This window comes from Pseudofrankia inefficax (assembly GCF_000166135.1).
In the GTDB taxonomy this organism is placed as follows: domain Bacteria; phylum Actinomycetota; class Actinomycetes; order Frankiales; family Frankiaceae; genus Pseudofrankia; species Pseudofrankia inefficax.
This window is the reverse complement of record NC_014666.1, coordinates 7,579,615-7,594,374: the sequence shown is the minus strand read 5'-3', so window position 1 is coordinate 7,594,374 and position 14,760 is coordinate 7,579,615. Positions and strand designations below refer to the sequence as shown.

Here is a 14,760-nt window from a genome sequence, read left to right as displayed (position 1 = left end):
GATGCTTGCTGAACCAGAGGCCGCGCCGCGGCGATGCCGGATGCCGTGACGCTGGACAGAGCGGGGTTGGTCCCAATGGTCAAGATCGCTGGTCGCGATGTCGCAACCAGTGACGTCGGCATGGTCGCCGCCGGCGCGGTCGTGTTCATTGCCGGCTTCCTGCCCTGGATGCGGGTCGATTACTACTACTACCGCGGCGCCAGTCACGCGGGCTGGGCCTGCGGATTCTTTCCCGTTGTCGCGATTCTGCTCTCGGTCGGTGTGGCCGGGCTTGTCGCCGCACGGAGCTTCGGCGGCGTGCGAGTCCCGCAGCTCGGCCCGGTGGGCCCCGCGCTGCTCAATGTGATCCTCGGCGGCGTGGCGACGTTGTTCGTCCTCATCCGTCTCGTGAGCGTCAGCCCGTATGACCCGGGTATCGGGCTCTATTTCGGTCTCATCGGCGCGGCTGTCCTCACCGCCTTCGCCGTGATGGGACTGCTGTCGAGCGGCGAGTCGATTCCCGGCCGCGGCCCCCGGCCCCCGGCGGCCCCCTTCGGCGCGCCGCCGCCGTACGCCCAGCCGCCGTACGGCCAGCCGTACGCCTACCAGCAGCCGCCTGGCGCCCCGTACGGACAGCAGCCGAATGCTCCCTACGGCAGCCAGCCGACGCCCGCGCCCGGCTATGGCCAGCCGACTCCGGCCCCTGGCTACGGGCAGTCGCCCCAGCCGGCGCCCTACGGCCAGCAGCCTCCCGCGGCGCCATATTCGCCCTACGGCCAGCCGGCGTCCCAGCCGGCGCCCTACGGCCAGCAGCCGCCGCCTCCCGGGTACGGCCAGCCGTCGGCGCCCGGCCACGGAACCCCGGCGCCGGGCTACGACCCCGCGTCCCAGCAGCCGCCGGCGCCCGGTGGCCAGCCCTACGGGCAGCAGCCCGGCTAACCTGCCCCGCCGACGCGGTATCGGCGGCGATTTCTGCTGGATCGGGCCGATTTCCGGGCGATGACCCGGCGTGTTGGAACGACCAGCCGGCGGGGACATGCGAGCGTCGTCCCCGTGGCCCACCCCGTCGCGTCCCGCGGTAGCGCGGTGGTCCGGCGCAGCCGGGCCGCCCGGCTCACCTACGCGTTCGGGGTGTCCCTGCCCGGTCCGGTCGCGGCCGGCGCCGCCGGTCTGGTCGCGGTCGAGCTGCTCGTCCTGATGGCCTGGGGCGCGGACACCAGGGCCCAGGCCGGTGCCGGTTCGGCGCTGCGGGTCGGCGCCGACCTGTGGCTGCTCGCGCATGGCGCCTCCCTGCGGCTGCCCGCCGGCGCCGTCCACTTTCATCCGCTGGGGCTTGTCGTGATGCCCCTGCTGGTCGCCGCGTCCGCGGGGTACCGGCTGGCGGCGGCGCGCGCCGAGCAGCACTCGCTCCTGCAACGCGCGATGGCCGGCCGGCTGAGGCTCCCGATCCGGCCAGGGGCCACGCTGGCCGCCGGCGCCGTGAGACCAACCGGGGCGAAGGCAGCCGCGAGCGCACCCAGCCGGGTCTCGCGTCGCGCCGCGGCCCTGGATGTGGTCGCGGTCGTGGTCGCGCAGACCGCCCTGGTACTCGCGGTCTGCCTGGCCGCCTCGGCGCCGGCCGCGCGGCCGGCCGTGGGCTCGGCGGTGGCTGGCGCCATCGTGCTGAGCGGCCTCGGGGCGACCGCCGGTGTGCTGGCCGGCCACCGCCGGGTCCGCTCGGCGTGGCGGCTGGTGCCGGCGGTGCTTCGGGTGCCGCTGGCCGCGGGCTGCGCGGCGACGGCCGCCCTCGCCGCCGTCGGCGCGCTCGGCCTGTCCGTCCTGCTGATCGTGCGGGCCGGCAGCGTGGCCGCCGCGGCGAACGGTCTCGGCCCCGGGGTGGTCGGCGGTTTCGGCCTGTTCGCCGGGCAGGTCGCGGTGCTGCCCAACCTGGTCGTCTGGGGGGTCTGCTACGCCTTGGGGGTCGGCTTCGCGGCCGGGCCCGAGCTGACCCTGACCCCCACCACCGCCGCCCCGAGCAGCCTGCCCGACCTGCCGGTACTGCGGCTGCTGCCGACGGCGCCCTTGCCGGGCTGGGCCTGGCTGGTTCTGGCGGTCGCGCCGCTCGCCGCCGGCGTGGCGCTGGCGCTCACGGTCCGGCGCGGGAGCCCGGGCGCCGCGTTCGGCGGCCGGCTGAGCATGGTCTGCGCCGGGACGGTCGTCTGCACCCTGCTGGTCGGTCTGCTGGCCGCCGTTTCCGGCGGAGGGATCGGCGCGGGAGTCGCGGCCCGGCTCGGGCCGGCGTCAGGGTGGGCGATGCTCGCCACGTTCGTCGAGGTGGGGATGGCCGGGGCCCTGGTCACCAGCGTCGCCGAGCTGGTCCGCCGACGCTGACCCGGACTGGCCCGCCACGTGTCGGAGCTGGTGACTACGGTGAGCGCGTCCGGGTGGCCGTGACGAGCGGCCACGCGCCGGGAGGAGCCCGCCGTGACCCTGCCAGCACCGTCCCCACCAGCGCCGTCTCTGTCCGCGCCGCCCTTGCCCGCGCGGCGCCTGGCCGCCGGGCACCCGGTCGCGGTGGTCCACCGTCCGACGGCGGCTCAGCTGCGGGCTCAGGCCGCCGCGCTGCGGGTGCTGGGCTGGACCTACCGGCGGATCGCCCTCCACTGGCAGCGCGCCTACCGGCTGAACGCCAGGCTGGCCTTCCGGCTCGCGCACGGCTGGACCCAGGACCAGGCCGCTCGCCAGTGGACCGCGCGCTGGCCGGCTGACCCGAAGAACGACAAGGCGTTCAGCTACTGGGAGAGCTGGCCGGCCCGCGGCGGCCGGGCGCCCTCCCCGGACACGTTGCGGCGGCTGGCCGAGCTGTACCTGTGCCGGCCCGGTGACCTTCTCGACGGGTTCGACTACAGCGCCCTCGATCCCGTCGTCGGTGGTCCGGCCGAGTCCATGGGCCGCGCCGGGGCGGTCCGCGACGCCAGGGGGCCGGGCGGGGCCGCCGGGGGGTGCCCGAGCCCGGTTCCCGGCCGCCCGCCCGACCCGGACTTCGAGCTCGACCTGGGCCTCGGCTTCGGGCAGGAGTTCTGGCACCCGGACGACGAGGCCGGGCGGCTCGCCTGCTCCGGCGCGTCGCGGGCCGCCAGTCAGTACAGTCGAAGGTCGTTGTAGGCCGCCTCGGCCACGGGCTGAGCCGGCCGTCAGGGCGGTCACGGTTCCGGGCGTATCCGGCGGCCGCTTTCGTCCGTCCCCGGCTGCCCGGCCGGGGGAGGGCCTCCCGACTCGCGTCGCCGAGCCTGGGAAAGACCTGGGAGATGAGCCTGCTGCCTTCGCAGACCGACCCCGCTCGCCTGGTCGTGCTCGCGTCCGGCGCGGGTACCACCCTGCAGGCGATCCTGGACGCCTGCCAGGACCCGGCCTTCGGCGCGCGCGTCATCGCGGTGGGAACCGACCGGCCCGACACCGGCGCCGAACGACGGGCGGCCGACCTCGGCGTGCCGGTTTTCACCGTCCAGCTGGGCGACCACGCCGACCGGGACGCGTTCAACGCCGCCACCGCCGAGCGGATCGCCGCCGCGCGCCCCGACCTCCTGGTGCTCGCCGGGTATATGAAGATCCTGGACAAGCAGGTCATCGGGCGGTTCCGCACGGTCAACACGCATCCGTCGCTGCTGCCGTCCTTCCCCGGCGCGCACGCGATCCGGGAGGCGTTGGCGCATGGCGTGAAGGTCAGTGGGGTCACCGTTCACTGGGTGGACGAGGGCGTCGACACCGGCCCGATCATCGCCCAGGCGGCGGTCGACGTCCGACCGGGCGACACCGAGGACGACCTGCGCGACCGAATCCAGGCGGTCGAACGCGGGCTGTACGTCGCAACGATCGGCAAGATCGTGCGTGGCAACGCCTGAAGGTGCCGGCGGGAGACCGCCGTGTGCCGGTGACGGCGGGTGCGCGCGCGTGACCGGGCGCCGGGGCGAACCGCCCCGGGCCGGTGAGAGGCCTGGGCACCGACGCCCCGCCGGCGGACTGCGCCGGCGAGCCGACAAGGAGGAAGCATGACGAAGCCGCAGGACGCGACGGCGGTCCCGTCCGGCGACGGCCCGGCGGCACGGTCGTCGGCGGGCGATTCCACGGCCACCGCCGGCACCGAGGTGGTCGCCACCGGGCGGCGCCGGCTGCGCCGCGCGCTGGTGAGCGTCTACGACAAGTCCGGGCTCGGTGAGCTGGCCGAGGCGTTCCTGGCCGCCGGCGTGGAGGTCGTCTCCACCGGCTCCACCGCCCAGGTGCTGGCCCGCCACGGTCTGGCCGTCACCCCGGTCAGCACCCTCACCGGCTTTCCCGAGGTGCTCGACGGCAGGGTCAAGACGCTGCACCCGCGGGTGCACGCCGGCCTGCTGGCCGACCTGCGCCTGACGGAGCACGCCGAGACGCTGGCCGAGCTGGACATCGAGCCGTTCGACCTGGTCGTCGTGAACCTCTACCCGTTCCGGGAGACCGTCGCCTCGGGCGCGACCGAGGACGAGGCCGTCGAGCAGATCGACATCGGCGGCCCGGCGATGATCCGGGCCGCGGCGAAGAACCACCCCTCGGTCGCCGTCGTGGTCGAGCCGGGTGACTACCCGGCGCTGATCGAAGCGGTGCGCGGCCCCGGCTTCGACCTGCCCGCCCGCCGCCGGCTCGCGGCGCGGGCGTTCGCGCACACCGCCGGCTACGACGCGGCGGTCGCGTCCTGGTTCGCCAGCGTCGTCGCCCCGGACGAGACCGCGACCGAGACCGGGTGGCCGGACGTGCTCACCGCCCAGTGGCACCGCTCGGACGTGCTGCGCTACGGCGAGAACCCGCACCAGCGAGCCGCCCTCTACGTCGCGGCCGACGACCCGACGCCTGGGCTCGCGACCGCGAAGCAGCTGCACGGCAAGCAGATGTCCTACAACAACTACACCGACACCGACGCGGCCCGCCGCGCCGTCTACGACTTCGCCGAGCCGGCGGTGGCGATCATCAAGCACGCCAACCCGTGCGGGATCGCCGTCGCGGCGGACATCGCGACCGCGCATCGCAAGGCGCACGCCTGCGACCCGGTGTCGGCGTTCGGCGGCGTGATCGCGACCAACCGGCCGGTCACGGTCGAGCTGGCCGAGCAGATCGCCGAGATCTTCACCGAGGTCGTGGCCGCGCCGGGCTACGAGCCGGGCGCGGTCGAGGTGCTGGCCCGCAAGCCTTCCATCCGGCTGTTGCAGTGCGCGCCGCCGCCGCATCCGCGCGGCGTCGAGCTGCGCCAGGTCTCCGGCGGGCTGCTGCTGCAGTCCAGGGACGCGCTGGACGCGGCCGGTGACGAGCCGTCGACGTGGACGCTGGAGGCCGGCACCCCCGCGGACGAGGAGACCCTGGCCGACCTGCACTTCGCCTGGCGCGCGATCCGGGCGGTGAAGTCCAACGCGATCCTGATCGCCTCGGCCGGAGCGACGGTCGGGGTCGGCATGGGCCAGGTGAACCGGGTCGACGCCGCCAAGCTCGCGGTCAACCGCGCCGGTGACCGGACGAAGGGCGCGGTCGCCGCGAGCGACGCGTTCTTCCCGTTCGCGGACGGCTTCCAGGTGCTCGCCGACGCCGGCGTGCGCGCCGTCGTCGAGCCGGGTGGCTCGGTCCGTGACGAAGAGGTGGTCATAGCCGCGCGGGAGGCCGGCGTGACCCTCTACTTCACCGGCGTGCGCCACTTCGCCCACTAGACGAGGCGCCAAGCGTCGTCCTGGCCCGCTGGCCGGGCCGGGACGACGCGGGCCGCCGACCGACAGCCGTCGGACGGCGCCTGCCGGAGGCCTCAGCGCCCGCCGGGCTGATCAGCCGCGGCGGCCGGCACCACCCGGACCGCCTCGGCCCGGGTCGTGGCGCCGATTGGGGTCGCGACGACCACCGGCCCGGCGTTCCCGCCGCGTGCGCGGGTCCGCGGGCTGGCCGTGCTCGTCGCCGGCCCGGCTGACTTCCGGGCGCGGTGGCAGAGCGGGTGTTGCGTGCTGGTCGGTGGCGCCAGCCGGCGGCACGCCTGGTCCCGCTGAGCCCTCAGGGGCGGCAGGGGGCGGCCGCTGGCCGGCGCCAGCGCTTCAGACGCTCGTCGACTCCGCGGCGGTGGTGCCCCGGCGGGCCGCGCCGGTGGCGCTGGTCGTCGTCGTGGCCGAGCTGGTGCCGGTCGCCGGAGTGGCGGTGGCGGTCGCGGCGGTGGCCGGGCCGCCCGGCGCGTCGCTGTTCGGCACGTAACGCTGCGAGACCCAGTCGAGCGCCTCGCGCCAGGAAGCGCCGTAGAGGACCGAGATACGGTCCGCGGTCTGGCGCGCCAGGGCCTGGACGAACACGCGGTCGTCGCTGTCGAGATGGCGGGCGTCCCCGAAGGTCTCCCACGCCCGGAACATCAGCTCCTGAAGCTTCTTGCTGTGTGGCGACTCGTCTGCCACGTCACGCTCCTCCTGCTGTGGGACCTGACGGGGCAGTCTGCCCTAGTCCGCGTGAGTGCTGTGCGGTGGGGGGTGCTTGCCACGAGTGGGTGGGTGTGCTGGGGAGTCAGCTGGCTCCTTACACTGCGGGCGTGGCCGGACTGGGCGTAGCACCGTGAGCGCGCGACAGCCGCGGCCCGTGCATGACGCGGTGCACCAGCAGCCGCTACGACCTCAGGGGCCGGTGGGTCTGCCGCGTCCGGGCGCCGTCACCACGGCTGGCGAAGGCCGCTCCGGCTACAACGAGCCCCCGCCGGTCGGGGCCAGGGCCGGTTCGCGAGCCCGGGCGAAGGCGCAGCGAGCCGCCGAGCGACGCCGTGGCGGGCCCTGGTTCGTGCGCGAGTTCGCCCTGACGGCGGCCCTGGCCGGCGTCGTCGTGGGAATGATCCTGGTCGTCGCGCAGAACCGGTGGCGGGTCGGGCTGTTCGGGATCGGCACCGTGCTCCTGGTGCTGGCTGCGGCGCGGCTGGTCCTGCCGGCCCACCGGATGGGCCTGCTCGCGGTGCGGGGCCGCCTGTTCGACACCGTCCTGCTGACCGTGCTCGGCGCTGCCGTGATCGGCCTGACCCTGACGGTCCCGCTCCCGATCGCGGTCGCCTAGCCGCGCACGCGGATGGCGCGGCGGACCCGGCGCCGCCCGATCGGCGGGTGTCGGCTGCAATCTCGCGCACACAGCGCCACCGGCCACCCCCTGCGCGGGGTAGCCTCGCGGGCGCCGCCCATGCCGCCTGGAGACGCGATCACCTCGCTGACCCGTCGCCAGGCCGCCGCGCGTGACGCTCGCCGGCTCTTCGACGCCCTCTCCGGTGCCGTGACCCGTCATCGGCTCCCGCGGGCCGGCGAAGACGGGATGAGCGGGACATAGGTTCGACTGAGCGGGACCCACGTCCTGCTCGCGAGATGCAGCGAACGCGAAGCGGAGTAGCGGTGACTGATTCGACGATCATCTATACGTTCACCGACGAGGCGCCGGCCCTGGCCACGTACTCGTTCCTGCCGGTGATCCAGGCGTACGCCGCGGCCGCGGGCGTACCCGTCGACAGCCGCGACATCTCGCTCGCCGGCCGCATCATCGCGACCTTCTCGGAGTACCTCGACGAGTCGCAGCGGATCGGCGACGCGCTCGCCGAGCTCGGCGAGCTGGCCCTGCGGCCCGAGGCGAACATCATCAAGCTGCCGAACATCTCGGCCTCGATCCCGCAGCTGAAGGCCGCGGTCGCCGAGCTGCAGGGCAAGGGCTACGCGCTGCCGGACTACCCGGACGAGCCGAAGACCGACGAGGAGCGCGCGGTCCGCGCCAGGTACGACTCGGTCAAGGGCAGCGCCGTGAACCCGGTGCTGCGGGAGGGCAACTCCGACCGGCGCGCCCCCGCCTCGGTGAAGAACTACGCCCGCAACCACCCGCACAAGATGGGTGCCTGGAGCGCCGACTCGAAGACGAACGTCGCGACGATGGGCCAGAACGACTTCGCCAGCACCGAGAAGTCGGCGGTCATCGGCGCGGGCGGCGCGCTGCGCATCGAGCTGGCCGCGGCCGACGGCACGACCACCGTCCTCAAGGGCTCGGTCAAGGTCCTCGCCGGTGAGGTCGTCGACGCGTCCGTGCTGCGGGTCGGCCCGCTGCGCGAGTTCCTCACCGCCCAGATCGCCCGGGCCAAGGCCGAGGACGTGCTGTTCTCGGTGCACCTGAAGGCCACGATGATGAAGGTCTCCGACCCGATCATCTTCGGCCACGTGGTGCGCGCGTTCTTCCCGTCGACATTCGCCGCCTACGGCGAGACGATCGCCGCCGCCGGCCTCACCCCGAACGACGGCTTGGGCGCGATCCTCGCGGGCCTGGCCGCGCTGCCCGAAGGTGACGCGATCAAGGCATCCTTCGAGGCGGAGATCGCCGCCGGCCCGGCGCTGGCGATGGTCGACTCCGACCGCGGCATCACCAACCTGCACGTGCCGAGCGACATCATCGTCGACGCCTCGATGCCGGCTATGATCCGCACCTCGGGCCACATGTGGGGCCCGGACGGCAGCGAGGCCGACACCCTCGCCGTGCTGCCGGACAGCAGCTACGCGGGCGTCTACCAGGTCGTCCTCGACGACTGCCGGGCGCACGGCGCCTACGACCCGGCGACGATGGGCTCGGTGCCCAACGTCGGTCTGATGGCCCAGAAGGCCGAGGAGTACGGCTCCCACGACAAGACCTTCGAGATCGCGGCGGACGGCGTCGTGCGGGTCGTCGACGACGCCGGCACGGTGGTTCTGGAGCAGCCGGTCGCGGCGGGCGACATCTTCCGGATGTGCCAGACCAAGGACGCCCCGATCCGCGACTGGGTGAAGCTCGCCGTCACCCGCGCCCGGGCGACCGGCGACCCGGCGGTGTTCTGGCTCGACGAGAACCGCGCCCACGACGCCCAGCTGATCGCCAAGGTGAAGGCCTACCTGCCCGAGTACGACACGACGGGCCTGACCATCGAGATCCTCTCGCCGGTCGCGGCGACGGCCTACTCGCTGGAGCGGATCCGCAAGGGCCAGAACACCATCTCGGTCACCGGCAACGTGCTGCGCGACTACCTGACCGACCTGTTCCCGATCCTGGAGCTGGGCACCAGCGCCAAGATGCTGTCGGTCGTGCCGCTGATGGCCGGTGGCGGCCTGTTCGAGACCGGTGCCGGTGGCTCGGCGCCGAAGCACGTCCAGCAGCTGGTCAAGGAGAACTACCTGCGGTGGGACAGCCTCGGCGAGTTCCTGGCGCTGGCGGTCAGCTTCGAGCAGTTCGCCCAGGTAACCGGCAACGCCAGCGCCAAGATCCTGGGTGAGACGCTCGACCGGGCGACCGGCACGTTCCTCAACGAGAACAAGTCGCCGGCCCGGCGCGTCGGCGGGATCGACAACCGCGGCAGCCACTTCTACCTGGCCCTCTACTGGGCCCAGGAGCTCGCCGCGCAGACCGCCGACGAGCAGCTGGCCTCCGCGTTCGCCGAGCTCGCCAAGTCGCTCGCCGACCAGGAGACGACGATCACCGGTGAGCTCCTGGCCGTGCAGGGCTCCCCGACCGACATCGGCGGCTACTACCAGCCCGACCCGGTCAAGGCGAGCGCCGTCATGCGCCCGTCCGCGACCTTCAACGAGGCGATCGCCACGCTGAACGCGGGCTAGCGGCTGCTTCGGCCGTCCTCGCCCCGCGCTGGGGCGGGGGCGGCCGTCGTCGCCTCGTCGCGCGGCGCCGTCCTCGCTGACGGCGGGTCCGGCGCAGGTCGGGTGGGCGCTGTCGGTCCGGCCGCGGGGCCCTGCGCCGTCGTGGGCCGCAGGGCGGCCGCGGGGTGCCGTGGCGCGTTTGGGTGCCGTCGCAGGACGACCCCGCGGAACCGGTCGGCGAGCCAGTGCCGGTCGGGCGATGGGTCGCCCGCGTCGGCCGGCGCCGGCGGACTGGCTGGCGACGACTCGTCCGCGACGCCGGCCGCTCCGGTGGCGGCCGGGATCTCCCGCGCCGGGTCCGCCTCCTGTGTCGGCCCTTCTTGTGCCGCCCCTTCCTGTGTCGGCTCGTCCGCCGCGGTGTCGGTCTCCGATGCCTGCTGGTCCGCGGTGCCGGACGGGAAGACGTCCGAGTTGCCTGGCGCGGTCACCGCCCAGGCGGCGGCGAACAGCGTCCAGCGCATCACGATGTTGATCCAGATCAGCAGACCGACGAGCACCGCGAAGGTGCCGTACATCGGGTTGTCGGTGGTCTTGCCGACCAGCCAGGTGCCGACCAGCTTGAACACCTCGATCCCGACCGCCCCGAGCAGGGCGGCCCGGGCGACCGCTCGTCGACTCGTCTGCCGAGGCAGCCGCCAGAACAGGTACAGAAACACCATCAGGTCGGCGATCAGGGCCAGCAGCACGCCCAGGCCTCTGGCCGACCAGGAGGCCAGCGAACTGCCCGCCATCCCGGTCGCGCGCAGCAGGACCCCGTTCGCGGACGTCGCGAGGCTCGTCAGCGCCAGCGAGATCACCACCAGCAGCCCGAGCCCGGCGAGCACCCGGATGTCCCGCAGCCGTCGAGTGATCAGGTTGCCGGCATCGGTGTTCTGGTGCCACATCAGCCGTATCGCGTCCCGCAGCGCCGAGACGAACGCCAACCCGGCCAGCAACAGGCCCACGAGGCCGAGCACGCCGATTCCGACCTTGAGCGTGCCCAGGCTGCTGATGTTCAGCTTGTCGGCCAGCCCAGGCAGGTAGCCGTTGATCTGCCGAACCATGTCGTCCTTCAGATCCGGGTACGAGTCGACGACGAAGCCCGCCGCGGCGAACAGCAGCGCCACGAGCGGGAAGAACGACAGGAACACGTAGTAGGTCGTCGAGGCCGCGAGCCGGTCGCCGCCGTTCGCTCCGTAGCGCGCGTAGGCGCGGATCGTGTGGTCGAGCGGTGGAAGCGATCGGCGGGTCGTCGAGACACCGCCGGAGACCCCTCGGCGGGCCGTGTCGAAGGTGCCGCGGATGCCGTCCACGACAGGCGGGATACCCCCTGGCACGCCTGCGGAATCACCCCCGCCGCGCCGTCGGCGTTCAGTCCGCGACAGCCCGGGCGACCGCGCTGTGCTAGGCGTCGAGGTGCTGGATGTCGAGCGCGGCGGCCTCGGCCAGGACCGCGTCGGAGAACACCGGCCAGGCGTCGGCCGCCCACTGGTCGAAATCCCGGTCGGTGAGGGCGACGCAGGCCACCCCGGCGACCGGGTCCACCCACAGGAACGTCCCCGACCGGCCGAAGTGCCCGAACGTCGCCGGCGAGTTGGCCGACCCGGTCCAGTGCGGGGCCTTGGTGCCGCGCAGCTCGAAGCCCAGTCCCCAGTCGTTCGGCCGCTGCATGCCGAAGCCCGGCAGCACCCCGTCCAGCCCGGGGAAGGCGACCGCCGTCGCCGTGACGTATGTCTCGGGCGCCAGCAGCGTCGGGCGCAGCAGCTCGGCGGCGAACGTGGCCACGTCGGCGGCCGTCGCCTCGACGCCGTGCGCCGGCGACGACACCAGCCGGCTGGCCGTCATGCCGAGCGGGGCGAAGACGGCCTCGGCCAGGTAGTCGGCGAACGCGATCCCGGTCGCGCCCTCCAGCACCCGGCCGAGCTCCTCGATGCCGGTGTTGGAGTAGATCCGCCGGGTGCCGGGGCGGGCCAGGACGCGCTGCCCGGAGAACGCCAGCCCCGAGGCGTGAGCCAGCAGGTGCGCGACGGTGGCCCCAGGCGGCCCGGCCGGGTCCGCGAGCCCGAACGCGCCCTCTTCGACGGCGAGCAGGGCCGCGTAGGCCGACATCGTCTTGGAGACGCTCGCCAGCCGGAACGTCGCCGCCTGGTCGCCGATCTCGCCGACCCTGCGTACGGAGCCGTCGGCGGCGCGGGCGAGCACCACCGCCGCGACGGACGGAACCGGCCAGTCGGCCACCTGCTTGAGCGCCTCCACCCCCCGAACTCTACGAACACCCCCCACCCGAGCCCCCCGGCGCCAGCCAGGTGTGATCACTCATACGCCGTGGCCACGACCGCGCCCTCGGGACCGCCGCGACGTAGGTCTGGGCCGGGCCGGCCAGTCTGGTGGGTCCGGTCAGGGGGTCCCGTGGGCCGTCTCGGGAGTCTGGTGGGAAGGGCCCGGGGACGGTTGGTGGGGACCGGCGGCAGCCGCCAGGGGCGCCGGCTGCGAAACTGGGGCGATGCGCCTCCTGGAGCCGCCGGCGGTGCCGGTCACCGATCCGGCCGAGCTGCGTGGCCGGGTCGCCGACGTGCTCGTCGTCGGCGGCGGCCCGGCCGGTGCCGCCGCAGCCCTCGCGGCGCTGCGCCACCGGCCGGACGCGACCGTGGTGATCGCGGACCTGGCCACCTTCCCGCGGGACAAGACCTGCGGCGACGGCATCGCCCCGCACGGGCTCGACGTGCTGCGCGAGCTGGGCGTGCCGGACGCCGCCGCCGGATTCCGGCCGGTCGACCGGATGCGGCTGCGCACCCCCGGCGGCGCCGAGGTCGCCACCCCGTCGACCCGGGCCACCCACGTCATCCCCCGGATGGTGTTCGACGCGCGCCTCCTCGCGGCGGCCCAGGCTCGCGGCGCCCGGGTCGTGCGCCACCGGGTCCGCGAGCTCGCGGTCACCGAGGCTGACGGTGGCCCGGCGGTCGTCGTGGACGGCGGCGCGCTGGCCGCCCGGGTCGTCGTCGGCGCGGACGGCGCGAACTCCGCGGTGCGCCGGGCGCTGGGCATCGCGGTGAACCCGCCGGACTCGCTCGCGATCGCGGTTCGCGCCTACGCGGACGCGCCCAAGGCTGACATCCCGCCCGAGCAGTACATCGAGATGACGGACGAGGGCTGGCCGGCCTACGCCTGGTCGTTCCCGATCGGCGACGGCCGGGCGAACATCGGCTTCGGGATGCTGCGCTCCCAGCTGAACGCCACGGCCGCGGCCCGCGGCGCCGCTGGCGCCGACGAGCGGTCCGGCCGTGCGGTGCTGCACGGCACGCTGGCGGCGATCCTGCCCGACCAGCCGGCCTACCCGGGGACGCTGCGGGCCCACCACCTGCCGATGTCCACCGCGCGGCCACGCCAGCCGGACGGCCAGGTGCTGCTCGCCGGGGACGCCGCCTCGCTGATCAACCCCCTGACCGGCGAGGGGATCTACTACGCGCTGCTGTCCGGCGCCCTCGCCGGCGACGCGGCGATGACCGCCGTCGCCGCCGGCCGGCCGGAGCGGGCCGGCGGCGCCTACCGGCGTGCGCTCGCCGGCGAGCTGGGCCGCCATCTGCGGCACACGACCCTGCTGGCCGGCCTCGCCGGCCGGCACCGCGCGCTGATGGACGCCGCCGTCCACGCGGCCAGCAGACGTACGGAGCTGTACGACACCCTGGTCGAGATCGGCCTCGGTCGGGGCACGATCCCGGCCGCCTCGCTGGCCCGGATCGTGGCCCGCCGAGCGCTGCGGCTGGGCCGCTGAGCGGCGGGCGCCCGAGGGCGGTCAGCAACCGCGGTGGCGCGGCCGCGGCGGGCCGGCGTCGGTGCTGGTCACGTCCGGTTTCGGGGCCGCGCCGAGGGGTCCGCGTTCCGTGGCCTTCGTGCCACCCTCGGACGTGAGGGCCCGGAATGTGCGAACCTGATCGCTCGCAGCCGAGCACATGGTCCTAGCCTTTTGCCCGTGGCACCGCGCGCCCGAGCGACATCTCGCGGCACTGCCGCACCGCGCCTGCCACTGTCCTGAGAGGAGCCGATGAACGCGACGGGGACGAACGTCGGCGCGGTAGCGTCGGCGCCCGCGGCCATCGCCGCGCCTGGCGGATACGTCGCGTCGCTGGATGCGGCGCGCCCCGCCGACGCCGCGAGTGAGCCCGCGTCGGTCGACCTGACGACGGTCGAGCAGGGACCCATCGAGGTCGAGACCCGCCGGATCCGGGCGGACGAGGCGCTGCTGCTGCGGTCACTGCGGCTGCTGGCGCTGACGGACGCGCCGCGCGCCTTCTCCGGCTGCGTCGGCGACGAGCTGACGGTTCCGGCCAGTGGCTGGGACCGCAGGGCGATCGACTGCGCGACTCGCCAGGACGACTACGTGGCGATCGTGAGCCGGTACGGCACCCCGTGCGGCCTGGCGAGGGCCTACGCGCCCGCGACGGAGGCTTACCGGCGGGAGCTGGCCGCGATGTGGATCGCGCCGTGGGCGCGTGGCATCGGTGCCGGTGACGCGCTCGTCGAGGCCGCGGTCGCCTGGTCCCGCGAGGTCGGCGCGCGGGAGGTCACCCTGTGGGTCAACCTGGACAACGCGGCCGCGCGGCGGCTCTACGAGCGCCATGGGTTCGCCGTCGACGGTGAACCGTCGGGCGATCCAGGCGACGAGCGCCGCTGGCTGCGGATGACGCAGGTCCTCACGGGCGTCGAGCGCGCTGGTGGCGCCGCTCGGGACGGCGCTCCTGACGCCGTGGCACGCGAACGCTGGTAGCCCGGCTCGGCCGGCCTCGGGCCGAGACCCTCGGGCTGGACATCGCGTGGGCCGGCATCCGCTGCGGCGTCGGGCAAAGGACCAATATCACGGCAGCCCCAGGTGGGGCGTAGCGGAACCGGCCGTTATCCTTGACAAGAACCTATCGGATCCTCTAGCGAGGACGACCGCGAGGAGGTGGCCGCTGTGAGTCCTGGCGGGTGCTCTAGTTACGGCCACCTCCACCTGACGCTCGACGGAAGGTAACGCGGCGTAGCTAGCCAGGAGCCGGTTCGCCGTGGGCGAGCTGGCTCGGCGGGATTGAGTTCCCTGGGCGCGTTCACGCGCCCGCGCCGTGCTGCCCAGCGCCATCGCGCCCGGCAGCCGTCCTGTGTCCTTCCCTGG

General features: G+C 74.4%; 13 protein-coding genes. 10 read left to right on the top strand and 3 right to left on the bottom strand.

Annotation, left to right across the window (positions count from 1 at the left end):
* Positions 1-75: 75 nt before the first annotated feature.
* From FRAEUI1C_RS30610 to FRAEUI1C_RS39875, 6 genes are all read left to right on the top strand, one after another.
* A complete protein-coding gene (locus FRAEUI1C_RS30610) occupies positions 76-918 on the top strand; it encodes a hypothetical protein (RefSeq protein WP_157735100.1) in 843 nt (280 codons plus the stop codon).
* Between the two features lie 114 nt (positions 919-1,032).
* On the top strand, positions 1,033-2,349 hold the full coding sequence (locus FRAEUI1C_RS30605; RefSeq protein ID WP_013427260.1) for a cell division protein PerM: 1,317 nt from the start codon (positions 1,033-1,035) through the stop codon (positions 2,347-2,349).
* 93 nt (positions 2,350-2,442) lie between these two features.
* Complete coding sequence (locus tag FRAEUI1C_RS30600) at positions 2,443-3,123, top strand: helix-turn-helix domain-containing protein (protein WP_013427259.1); 681 nt, start codon at positions 2,443-2,445, stop codon at positions 3,121-3,123.
* Between the two features lie 143 nt (positions 3,124-3,266).
* Positions 3,267-3,860: a phosphoribosylglycinamide formyltransferase gene (gene purN / locus FRAEUI1C_RS30595; protein WP_013427258.1), complete on the top strand. Its 594-nt coding sequence runs from the start codon at positions 3,267-3,269 to the stop codon at positions 3,858-3,860.
* Positions 3,861-4,007: 147 nt separating this feature from the next.
* Positions 4,008-5,681, top strand: a complete 1,674-nt coding sequence (purH, locus tag FRAEUI1C_RS30590; RefSeq protein WP_013427257.1) for a bifunctional phosphoribosylaminoimidazolecarboxamide formyltransferase/IMP cyclohydrolase — start codon at positions 4,008-4,010, stop codon at positions 5,679-5,681.
* Between the two features lie 156 nt (positions 5,682-5,837).
* On the top strand, positions 5,838-6,008 hold the full coding sequence (locus tag FRAEUI1C_RS39875) for a hypothetical protein (RefSeq protein ID WP_157735099.1): 171 nt from the start codon (positions 5,838-5,840) through the stop codon (positions 6,006-6,008).
* A 45-nt stretch (positions 6,009-6,053) separates the two neighbouring features.
* Here the strand turns inward: FRAEUI1C_RS39875 and FRAEUI1C_RS30585 are convergent, their stop codons facing one another.
* On the bottom strand, positions 6,054-6,401 hold the full coding sequence (locus FRAEUI1C_RS30585; protein WP_013427256.1) for a hypothetical protein: 348 nt from the start codon (positions 6,399-6,401) through the stop codon (positions 6,054-6,056).
* A gap of 223 nt (positions 6,402-6,624) precedes the next feature.
* Between FRAEUI1C_RS30585 and FRAEUI1C_RS41330 the strand changes: the two genes are divergently transcribed.
* Positions 6,625-7,041 carry a DUF3017 domain-containing protein gene (locus FRAEUI1C_RS41330; protein WP_232425182.1) on the top strand — a complete coding sequence of 139 codons (417 nt, stop codon included), beginning with the start codon at positions 6,625-6,627 and terminating at the stop codon, positions 7,039-7,041.
* 326 nt (positions 7,042-7,367) lie between these two features.
* Entirely contained in the window at positions 7,368-9,593 is a 2,226-nt protein-coding gene (locus FRAEUI1C_RS30575; protein ID WP_013427254.1) for an NADP-dependent isocitrate dehydrogenase, read from the top strand.
* Here FRAEUI1C_RS30575 and FRAEUI1C_RS30570 read toward each other — a convergent pair.
* Together FRAEUI1C_RS30570 and FRAEUI1C_RS30565 are read right to left on the bottom strand one after the other, a co-directional pair.
* The gene (locus tag FRAEUI1C_RS30570; protein ID WP_013427253.1) at positions 9,590-10,924 is read right to left on the bottom strand and encodes a YihY/virulence factor BrkB family protein; all 1,335 of its coding nucleotides are present in this window, start codon (positions 10,922-10,924) and stop codon (positions 9,590-9,592) included. The genes FRAEUI1C_RS30575 and FRAEUI1C_RS30570 overlap by 4 nt on opposite strands.
* Positions 10,925-11,015: 91 nt before the next feature.
* Positions 11,016-11,867 (bottom strand): serine hydrolase domain-containing protein, encoded by an 852-nt coding sequence (locus FRAEUI1C_RS30565; protein ID WP_013427252.1) that lies wholly within the window; start codon positions 11,865-11,867, stop codon positions 11,016-11,018.
* A 247-nt stretch (positions 11,868-12,114) separates the two neighbouring features.
* Here FRAEUI1C_RS30565 and FRAEUI1C_RS30560 point away from each other — a divergent pair, with 247 nt between their 5' ends.
* Positions 12,115-13,383: an NAD(P)/FAD-dependent oxidoreductase gene (locus tag FRAEUI1C_RS30560; protein ID WP_013427251.1), complete on the top strand. Its 1,269-nt coding sequence runs from the start codon at positions 12,115-12,117 to the stop codon at positions 13,381-13,383.
* Positions 13,384-13,653: 270 nt separating this feature from the next.
* Entirely contained in the window at positions 13,654-14,376 is a 723-nt protein-coding gene (locus FRAEUI1C_RS36825; RefSeq protein WP_013427250.1) for a GNAT family N-acetyltransferase, read from the top strand.
* Positions 14,377-14,760 lie beyond the last annotated feature (384 nt).

What these genes read in the sequence shown, in the direction of transcription:
- FRAEUI1C_RS30560 (WP_013427251.1), top strand. Translation starts at nt 12,115, where the DNA reads ATGCGCCTCCTGGAGCCGCCGGCGGTGCCGGTCACCGATCCGGCCGAG.
- purH (WP_013427257.1), top strand. Translation starts at nt 4,008, where the DNA reads ATGACGAAGCCGCAGGACGCGACGGCGGTCCCGTCCGGCGACGGCCCG.
- FRAEUI1C_RS30610 (WP_157735100.1), top strand. Translation starts at nt 76, where the DNA reads ATGGTCAAGATCGCTGGTCGCGATGTCGCAACCAGTGACGTCGGCATG.
- FRAEUI1C_RS36825 (WP_013427250.1), top strand. Translation starts at nt 13,654, where the DNA reads ATGAACGCGACGGGGACGAACGTCGGCGCGGTAGCGTCGGCGCCCGCG.
- purN (WP_013427258.1), top strand. Translation starts at nt 3,267, where the DNA reads ATGAGCCTGCTGCCTTCGCAGACCGACCCCGCTCGCCTGGTCGTGCTC.